The organism is Collinsella sp. AM16-21, from assembly GCF_003471905.1.
Classification (GTDB): domain Bacteria; phylum Actinomycetota; class Coriobacteriia; order Coriobacteriales; family Coriobacteriaceae; genus Collinsella.
The window spans coordinates 63,435-73,515 of the sequence record NZ_QRKJ01000012.1 but is presented as its reverse complement, the minus strand read 5'-3'; the positions used below and the strand labels follow the sequence as shown (position 1 = coordinate 73,515).

The 10,081-nt window shown below is 61.8% G+C and carries 6 protein-coding genes; all 6 read right to left on the bottom strand.

What is annotated here, in order from left to right:
- Nucleotides 1-91 precede the first annotated feature (91 nt).
- The 6 genes from carB to purD all read right to left on the bottom strand — a co-directional run bounded on the left by carB (nt 92) and on the right by purD (nt 10,017).
- Nucleotides 92-3,406, bottom strand: coding sequence for a carbamoyl-phosphate synthase large subunit (carB, locus tag DW180_RS07665; protein ID WP_118238259.1), 3,315 nt, complete (start codon nt 3,404-3,406; stop codon nt 92-94).
- Nucleotide 3,407: 1 nt separating this feature from the next.
- On the bottom strand, nt 3,408-4,847 hold the full coding sequence (carA, locus tag DW180_RS07660) for a glutamine-hydrolyzing carbamoyl-phosphate synthase small subunit (RefSeq protein WP_117790682.1): 1,440 nt from the start codon (nt 4,845-4,847) through the stop codon (nt 3,408-3,410).
- A 206-nt stretch (nt 4,848-5,053) separates the two neighbouring features.
- Nucleotides 5,054-6,019: a hypothetical protein gene (locus DW180_RS07655; RefSeq protein ID WP_118238257.1), complete on the bottom strand. Its 966-nt coding sequence runs from the start codon at nt 6,017-6,019 to the stop codon at nt 5,054-5,056.
- Nucleotides 6,020-6,038: 19 nt separating this feature from the next.
- Complete coding sequence (locus DW180_RS07650) at nt 6,039-7,811, bottom strand: ABC transporter ATP-binding protein (protein ID WP_118238255.1); 1,773 nt, start codon at nt 7,809-7,811, stop codon at nt 6,039-6,041.
- A 184-nt stretch (nt 7,812-7,995) separates the two neighbouring features.
- A complete protein-coding gene (locus tag DW180_RS07645; RefSeq protein WP_172622467.1) occupies nt 7,996-8,691 on the bottom strand; it encodes an NUDIX domain-containing protein in 696 nt (231 codons plus the stop codon).
- A 21-nt stretch (nt 8,692-8,712) separates the two neighbouring features.
- Nucleotides 8,713-10,017, bottom strand: coding sequence for a phosphoribosylamine--glycine ligase (gene purD, locus DW180_RS07640; protein ID WP_118238253.1), 1,305 nt, complete (start codon nt 10,015-10,017; stop codon nt 8,713-8,715).
- Nucleotides 10,018-10,081: the final 64 nt, after the last annotated feature.

The following is a 10,081-nucleotide window of genomic DNA, read 5'->3' as shown; positions in this document are numbered from 1 at the left end:
GAGGGGGCTGAGTTTCCCACTGAGCGACTCTGCTTGCAGCCGGAGCGAAGGGGGAAACTCAGCCCCCTCCGCCCCGGCCGGACAGCTCAATCTACACCGTGTGCTGCGGCAGGTCCTGCAGGGCGATGACGTCCATGCCCATGTCGTTGGCGCTGCCGTGACCCCGCTGGTCCTCGCGCACCGCCTCGATGGCACTCACGTACGTGTTGGCCGCAGACATCGCGGTCACGCAAGTCACGCCGCGGCGCACGGCCTCGGTACGTAGCAGGTAGCCATCACCACGCGAACCCGGACCGTACGGCGTGTTGATAATCACCGCGATCTTGCCATCGGCGATGAGGTCGCCGATGTTGGGACGCTCGCCGTCGTGCGAGCCGCTGATCTTTTCCACAACCTCGCACGTCACGTTGCCTCCACGCAGTACGCGCGCCGTACCCTCGGTGGAGCAGATGTCAAAGCCCAGGTAGCGCAAGATACGCGCGACCGAAAGGATATGACGCTTGTCGCGGTCGCACACACTGATGAACACCTTGCCACAGCTCGGGTCGGGCAGCTTGTAGTCAATCGCCAGCTGCGTCTTGGCATATGCCTCGGGATAGCTCTTGGCGATACCCATGACCTCGCCCGTCGACTTCATCTCGGGCCCCAGGATAACGTCGGCTCCCGGGAAACGACCCCAGGGCATAACGGCTTCCTTCATGCAGAACCAGTCCAACTGACGCTCGTCGCTCGGCAGGCCCAGGCTCGCGATGGAATCGCCCGCCATGATGCGCGCCGCGCACTTGGCCAGCGGCACGCCGGTAGCCTTGGAGATAAACGGCACGGTACGGCTGGCGCGCGGGTTGGCCTCGATCACGTAGACGGTCTCGCCCTTAATGGCGTACTGCACGTTGACCAGGCCGCGGACTCCCAGCGCCATCGCGATGCGGCGCGTGGTCTCGCGGAGCTTCGCCTGCAGGCTCTCGCTAAAGCTAAACGGCGGAATGCACGTCGCGGAGTCGCCGGAGTGAATACCGGCCTCCTCGATATGCTCCAAGATACCGCCGATGTAGACCTCTTCGCCATCGCACAGGGCGTCGACATCGGACTCGATCGCACCCTCCAGGAAGCGATCCAGATACACCGGGTAGTCGGGGCTAATGCGCGCAGCCTCGGCCATGTATTCGCGCAGATGCTCGGCATCGTAGGCGATCATCATGCCGCGGCCGCCCAGCACATAGCTCGGACGCACCAGCAGCGGGTAGCCAATGTGCGCGGCAACGGCCTCGGCCTCCTCAAACGAGGTGGCCTGGCCCGCCGGCGGGTACATAATGCCCAGCTTATCGAGCAAAGCGGCAAAACGCTCGCGGTCCTCGGCAAAATCGATGGCGTCGGGCTTGGTACCCATGATGTTAACGCCGCTCTCCTCGAGCATGCGCGCCAGCTTAAGCGGGGTCTGGCCGCCGAGCGTCACCACGACGCCGTCGGGGCGCTCAACATCGATAACGTCCATGACGTCCTCGTAGGTGAGCGGCTCAAAGTACAGGCGGTCGGACGTGTCATAGTCGGTCGAAACGGTCTCGGGGTTGCAGTTGACCATGATGGTCTCAAAGCCGCGGGCAGCCAACGCATAGCTCGCATGCACGCAGCAGTAGTCAAACTCGATACCTTGGCCGATACGGTTGGGGCCGGCGCCCAGAATCATCGCCTTGGGCTTGTTCGCGGGCGTGGTCTCGTCGGGGGCAACGCACTTCTTGGCGACCGGGCTCGTGCGGTAAATGTTCTCGTAGGTCTTGTAGTGGTATTCCGTGGCACTCGAGAACTCGGCGGCGCAGGTGTCGACCGTCTTCATGCTGGGGACCACGCCCAGACCCTTGCGGTAAGCGCGAACAAAGCGCTCGTCCGAGCCGGTCAGCGCGGCAATCTCGGCATCACTCGTGCCATACTGCTTGAGCAGGCGCATCGCGTCGGCGTCAATGTCCTCCACGCGCAGGCCGCGAATGCTCTCCTGGACCTGCACCATATCGTTGATGCGGTTGAGATACCACGGATCGATACCGCAGATGGCGTGAATGCGTGCAACATCCCAGCCACGGCGCAGGGCCTCGACCACAAAGAAGATGCGGTGCTCGGTCGGGGTGCCCACGGCCTGGGCGAGCTCATCGTCGCTCAACTTTTCGGCGCCCTCCTTGCCGCCGGCGCAAATGCCCTGGTGCCCATCCTCCAGCGAGCGCATGGCCTTGCCAAAGGCCTCCTCAAAGGTGCGGCCGATCGCCATGATCTCGCCCACGGCCTTCATGCGCGTGGTGAGCGTGGGGTCGGTGCCCTTGAACTTCTCGAAAGCAAAGCGCGGCACCTTGACCACGCAGTAGTCGATCGTGGGCTCAAAGCAGGCGGGCGTGGCCTTGGTGATGTCGTTGACGATCTCGTCGAGCGTATAACCCACGGCCAGGCGAGCGGCGGCCTTGGCGATGGGGAAACCCGTGGCCTTGGAGGCCAGCGCGGACGAACGGCTCACGCGCGGGTTCATCTCGATGACAATCAGGCGGCCGGTCTGGGGGTTCACGGCAAACTGCACGTTGGATCCGCCGGTCTCGACGCCAATCTTCTCCAGAATGGCGAGCGAGGCGACACGCATGCGCTGATACTCAAGGTCGGAGAGGGTTTGTGCCGGCGCCACGGTGATGGAGTCGCCGGTATGTACGCCCATGGGGTCGAGGTTCTCGATGGAGCACACGATGATGCCGTTGCCGGCGTGGTCACGCATGACCTCCATCTCGTATTCTTTCCAACCCTCGATGGACTCCTCGACCAGCACCTCGTGGGCGGGCGAGAGCTCCAGGCCCTGGCTCACGATGGAGACGAGTTCCTCGTGGGTATGCGCGATGCCGCCACCGGCACCGCCGAGGGTAAAGCTCGGACGCAGCACGCAGGGATATCCCACGCGCTCGGCGATGGCCTCGGCGTCAGCCACGCTGTAGGCGTAGCCCGAGCGCGCGACCTCCAGGCCAATCTCGGCCATGGCCTCGTTAAAGAGTTTGCGGTCCTCGCCGCGCTCGATAGCGGCCAGGTCGCAGCCGATCATCTCGACGCCGTACTTGTCGAGCGTGCCGTCTTTCGCCAGCTCGACGGCGGCGTTCAGACCGGTCTGGCCGCCCAGCGTGGGCAGCAGCGCGTCCGGGCGCTCTTTCTTGATCACGCGCTCGATAAACTCGGCGGTGATGGGCTCGACATAGGTGCGGTCGGCCAAGCCCGGGTCGGTCATGATGGTCGCCGGGTTGGAGTTGACCAGGATGACCTCAAAGCCATCCTCCTTGAGGACCTTGCAGGCCTGGGCGCCGGAGTAATCGAACTCGCAGGCCTGGCCAATGACGATGGGGCCCGAGCCAATGACGAGGATACGCTTGATGTCAGTACGTTTCGGCATGTTAGTTCTCCTCGGTCGCAGCGTTCTCGGACTCGGCGAAATTCCAGCCGGCGAGGCGGTCCTTCGCGGTGTCGATGTCCAGGTAGTTCTCCTCGCCGTCCATGAGTCGCGTAAAGGCGGTAAAGAGATAGTGGGCATCGGTGGGGCCAGGCGAAGCCTCGGGGTGGTACTGGACCGAGAAACACGGGGCGTCGAGCAGCTGGATGCCCTCGGCGGTGCCGTCGTTGAGGTTCACATGTGTCAGGCGAATGCGACCAAAGCGCTCGTTCATCACGACCGGCGCGATGCCGCGACGCACCCAGGCGCGCAGGTCACCGTCGGCCGCATGCTCGGTTTCGCCGCCGGAAAGCTCCGGAATCAGTTTGCCCAGACTGGGGAACAGCAGGCCAAAGCCATGGTTTTGCGCGGTGATCTCCACGCGACGGCTTACCAGGTTCATGACCGGCTGGTTGCCACCGCGGTGACCGAACTTAAGCTTTTCCATCTGGGCGCCGCAGGCCAGGCTGATCATCTGGTGACCAAGACAAATACCAAAGACCGGCACCTTGCCGATCAGCTGCTGTACCTGCTCGTAGGTCTCCACCACGGCGTCGGGGTCGCCGGGGCCGTTGGACAAAAAGACGCCATCGGGATTCATCTCGAGCACCTGCTGGGCGGGCGTATCCCACGGCACGACGGTAAGGTCGCAGCCGGCGCGGACCAGCCCCTCCAGAATGCCGCGCTTCACACCGCAGTCGTAGGCGACCACTTTGTGACGGGCAGGAGCGGCAACCGCAAGCGCAAAGTCATGCGTGGCAGGCAGGTCGGCGGCCACAAACTCGTGAGGCGCGGGGCAACTTACGGTCTTGACCAGGTTCTCGCCTACCAGCGTGGGCGCTGCGGCCAGACGCTCGGCAAGCTCGTCGACGTCGAAGATCTCGGTCGAGATAATGCCCATCTTGGAACCATTGTCGCGCAGATGGCGCACCAGAGCGCGGGTGTCGACACCCTCGATAGCGACGATGCCGTGAGCACGCAGGTACTCCGGCACGCTGACGGCCGAGCGCCAGTTAGAAGGCGTGGCGCACATGTCGCGAACAATCATGCCGCGCATAGCCGGAGCGCTCGCAGGGCGCACGGCGTCGCCGGGGAAGGCCGACTGGACATCGGTCTCGTCGATACCGTAATTGCCGATCTGCGGATAGGTCATGGTTACAATTTGGCCGGCATAACTCGGGTCGGTCATGACCTCAAAGTAGCCCTCGAGCGAGGTGTTGAAGCAGACTTCGCCGGTCGCGGTGCCCTCGGCGCCGCATGCACGTCCATAAAAAATGGTCCCATCCTCAAGATACAGGATACAGGGACCGCAGGTGCCCTTGCTGGTTTTGGCCAGCATATGCTGGCAAAGCTCGCTGGGCGCGAAGGTGCGGGCGGCAGCGCCCGCGGTATGGTTGTTCGCCATAATTCTCCTTCCCGGTCTCACAGGACCGGCTTAAAGGTGTGTAGTTAGGCCTCGCGGTATTGTAACCGCAAGCATGCCTCATGGCGTTAATTTCATCAAATTGTTTACGAAATGATAATTATGACTTTCTATGCATAATGATTTTTCTGGGACGGGGATTAAAAATCATCCCGCGGGGCTTGTGGCTCACGCGGGATGACGGCGTCTTACTTTTTCTTGTCCTGTTCCAGCAGATCGGACGGTGAGCGATCGGGCTTGCCGCCGCGGAAAATCTCGCGGCCATGCAGACGATGCTCCAGGTCACGTTCGGCCTTTTCCTCGTCAATCTTGGTCTGGCTCACCACCGGGTCCTCAATCAACGACGACACCGAGTTCACCTGCTTCTGAATGCGCTCGGCGATGGTGTCATCCATACTCACGATGCGCATCTTCCAGTCGATATTCGTGGCGTTGGATGAACTCTTGGTCCACACAAACGTCAAAATGGCGCTCTGATGACCCCGCGCGGGGAACATGCCAAAAAAGGAATCGTGCTGAATGTTGCTATCTTCGTCGATATAGGCGTGCACGTTATACACCACGCGGTCAATCTTATCGTTGAGCAGCGCGTTGGTCGCAAGCGCCGCAGCCTGAATCTGCCCGTTGGACAGCAGCTCGAGCTCGTTGGCAGACGATGTGTCCAACACCGTCACCTCGACCGTGCCCGTACGCTCATCGGCCTCATCGACGGAAAAATCGAGCGGAAACTGCGTAAAGCCGTTACCCCACTCAAGGCCGCCCTTCAGCGCCGTCGAAACAGTATCGACCGAAACGCTCTCGGACAGATTGGCGGTATTCAAACGGCGCATCACGCCGTAGCCGATCTGCATGCCCACGATCAGCACCAAAATACCGATGACCACGGCCATCGCGGTCTTCGTAATGGTATGGCTCACCTGCGAGCCCGAAGGATCGTCCTCGGACAGCGGGTCGATATGTTTTGCCTGGCTCGCTCGGTCCTCGCTGCGCAGCTGCACTAACGCCGCTTTGTCACCGCGCTTGGCCGCAGCCTCCTTCTCGCGCATGCGCTCGGTACGCTTTTTGGCAAGCGTAGGATCCAAGACGCCGGATGCATCGATTTCGGAGAATAACTCCGTCACCTCTTCCGGAGTCAAAGGGTTCTTATCAGCCATAATCTTCCTGTCATATCAATCAGTCGAGCTCGTGCGCACGCGCACCTTCGAACTGCATTCGATAGTAACGGGCATAGGTGCCGCCACGGGCGAGAAGCTCCTCGTGCGTGCCACGTTCCACAACGCGACCATGCTCAACGGTCGCAATCTCGTCAGCATGCTTAATAGTCGAGAGACGGTGGGCGATGATGATCGTGGTACGGCCGCGTGCCAGCTCTTCGAGCGACTCCTGCACCGCCTCCTCGCTCTCGTTATCCAAAGCACTCGTCGCCTCATCCAAAATAAGAATCTTGGGATTCTTGAGAAACACGCGCGCAATGGCAACGCGCTGTTTCTGTCCGCCCGAAAGACGGCTGCCGCGCTCGCCCACGACCGTGTCATAGCCCTGTGGAAGCGACTCGATAAAGGCATCGATGTTGGCGCGACGGGCGGCCTCGGCGATCTCCTCTGTCGTAGCGCCCGGCTTGCCGTAGGCGATGTTCTCGCCGATTGTTCCGTCAAACAGGTAGACATCCTGCTGCACCAGGCCGATGGCGCGGCGCAGGCTCTGCTGCGTCACATCGCGCACGTCCTGGCCGTCGATGCTAATGGATCCGGCAGCCACGTCATAAAAGCGCGGCAGCAGCGAACAGGTCGTGGACTTGCCACCGCCCGAAGGGCCAACCAAAGCGATGGTCTGCCCGGGCTTGATGGACAGGTTCATATGGTCGATAACGGGACGCTCTTCGGCATCGCCCTCGCCCAGCTCAACGTCCTCGTAGTTAAAGCACACGTCGTGATACTCCACGGCGCCGGCAGTCACCTGCAGATCCGTAGCGCCCGGCTTGTCCTGGATATCCGGCGCGGTCGAGAGCACCTCGTCCATGCGCTTAAAGCCGGCGATGGCCTTCTGATACGTTTCGGCCGAATTGACGAGTGTCTCGAGCGGCGTGCAGAACAGCGAAATATAGAGTGCAAAGGTCGCCATATCGACCGCCTGCAGCTGTCCCTGGGCGACCAGCCAGCCGCCCAGCAGCACCACGATCACATAGAGCACACCCGAGAGCAGGCCATACGTCGCGGTATAGACGCCCATGGCGTGATACATGTTCTCCTTGGACGAAAGATAGCGATTGTTGGAGGCGCGGAACTTGAAGCGCTCGGTCTCCTCATTGGCAAAGCTCTTGACCACGCGCATGCCCGCCAGCGAATCCTGCAGCTGCGCATTGATGCCGCTGATCTTTTTGCGGTTGTCGCTAAAGACCTCGCGCATGCGCATGTTCTGCCAAAACATGATGACCGAAAACGCTGCTGTCACCGCAGCCATGGCAAGCGCCAGCACCGGGGCGATGGTAAAGAGGATCACAAACGAGCCGATAATCTCGATGCCGCAGATGATGATCCACTCGGGCACGTGGTGCGCCGCCTCGCAGATATCGAACAGGTCGTTGACCACGCGGCTCATCATGTCGCCCGAGCTGTTACGGTCGAAGTACGCAAAGCTAAAGCGCTCATACTGGTCGAACAGGTCCTCGCGCATCTTGGACTCCATGCGCGCACCCATCACGTGACCCCAATAGCTCACAAAATAGCGGCAGGCGCAGCGGATGACATACATCAGCACCAAACCTACCGCGATCATACCGAGCGCCTGCATAATGGCAGCATGACCCTGGGTAAACAGCCCACCGGTCAAATTGCGCAGAATAATAGGAAACGCAAGGTCAATGGCGGCAAGCACCAGAGCACAAACAGTATCGGCAACAAAAAGCCCCATCTGGGGCTCGTAATACGAGAGAAACCTTTTCAGCATAATCACCTTACGCGGTTTTACCAAACCGCGTTTCGTCTCGACGCTGCAAGTGCTCCATTTGGACAATCTGGCCTTCAATCGTCGGTCGCGTATATCCATACGCTTCCCTCCTCTTTTAGGCCACCTTGTCTCAAATGGAGCACTTTCGCTGACTTACACAAACCTGCGGGATCATCCCCGCTCGTTAAAGCTCCGCGCCCCCAAGGCGATGCGCGATGCTATCGCAGGCCAAGGCGCCCACGACGGTCTTGGCGTCTTCGATCTTGCCGTCGAGTACGGCGTCGATCAACTCGTGCAGCGGCACCAGGTCCACGTTGACAAACTCGTCATCATCGGGGTTGGGCGCATCAAACTCGAGCTTGGTGGCCAAGTAGATGTGAATGATCTCGTCGCAAAAACCACAGGACGTGACAATCGACGTCAAAAAGCGAATGCGACCAGCCCTAAAGCCCGTCTCCTCATGCAGTTCGCGCTTGGCGCAATCGAGCGGATCCTCGCCTGGATCGAGCTTGCCGGCGGGAATCTCGACCGTCACGCGGTCGATGGCGGTGCGGTACTGACGCACCAGTACGATCTTGCCGCTCTCGGTCAGCGCCACGACGGCCGCCGCACCCGGATGGCGAACGATATCGCGGGCGCTGCGGCGACCGTTGGGCAGCTCAACCTCAAGACGGTGGACGTCGAGGATCTTGCCCTTCCAGGCGCACTCCTCCGAAAGAATCTTCTCGTGCAGCTCGGCATCGTGCGGGTCGTCGTCGCCCAGCACCAGCGCCGGCTCGTCAGCGACCTCGCCGCCAGGCTCGCCCTCGGCGTGCCCATACATGCGGCTGTCCTCTTCAACGATCTGCGCATCCACGAGCTCTTCGTTCTTCTCGTCCATCCGTCTCATTCCTCTCGGATTTTAGGCATCCCAGGCGTCGCGGCCGCGCAGTGCGCGCAGGCCGATGTCGTGGCGCAGGGTCTTGCCTTCAAAATCAATCTTCTCGCAGGCCTCGTAGGCAAGGTTGCGAGCGTTCTCGAACGTGTCACCCAGAGCGGTCACGGCAAGCACGCGGCCACCATTGGTCACGAGCTGGCCGTCCACCACGGCAGTGCCCGCGTGGTACACGGTCACGTTCTCCATGACCTCGGCATCGGCGATACCGGTGATGACCTTGCCCTTCTCGTAGCTGCCGGGATAGCCCGCGCTCGTCAGGACAACGGCCACAGCCCACTCGTCACGCCAGTCGAGCTCAATCTGATCGAGCTCGCAGTTGGCGCAGGCGAGCATGACCTCAACCAGGTCGTTCTTAAGGCGCGGCAGCACGACCTGCGTCTCGGGGTCGCCAAAGCGGGCATTGAACTCCAGCACCTTGGGGCCGGCAGGCGTGAGCATAAAGCCGCCATACAGGCAGCCGCGGTAGTCGATGCCCTCGGCGGCAAGCTCAGCCACGGCCTGCTCCATGACCGCCACCATGGTGGCGTGCTCCTCGTCGGTCACGATGGGCACCGGGCTGTAGACGCCCATGCCGCCGGTGTTGGGGCCCTTGTCGCCCTCGAGGGCGCGCTTGTGGTCCTGCGAGGTGGCCATGGGGCGCACGGTCTTGCCGTCGGTAAAGGCGAGCAGCGAGCACTCGGGACCGGTCAGCATCTCCTCGATAACCACGGTGTTGCCGGCATCGCCAAAGGTGCCGCCAAAGCACTCGCGCACGGCCTCCTCGGCCTGCTCAAGTTCGGTCGCCACGATAACGCCCTTGCCCGCGGCAAGGCCGTCGGCCTTCACGACCAGCGGAGCGCCCTGCTCGCGCACGTAGGCGAGAGCCGAAGCCTCGTCGGTAAACGAACCATAGGCTGCCGTCGGAATGCCCGCACGCCCCATGAGCTGCTTGGAGAACAGCTTGGAACCCTCCATCTGGGCACCCTCGGCACCCGGGCCAAAGCAGGGAATACCTGCCGCGCGCACGGCGTCGGCCACGCCCGCCACGAGCGGAGCCTCGGGACCAATTACCACGAGTCCGCATCCGTGGCTCTGCGCAAACGCCGCCACGGCCGCAGGATCGCAGTCGTCGAGAACAACGTTCTCGCCGCAGCTCGCGGTGCCGCCGTTACCCGGCGCGATGTAGAGCTTGCCGGCGCGCGGTGATGCTGCGAGCTTAGCTGCCAAAGCATGCTCGCGGCCGCCGCTGCCCAACAACAGGATGTCGATGGTTTGAGTGTCCGCCTTCAAGGGTGCCTCCTCTATGGATGAATGGCTCGCTCCGCGCGAGCCCTTTGCAAGCAAATATACCCCT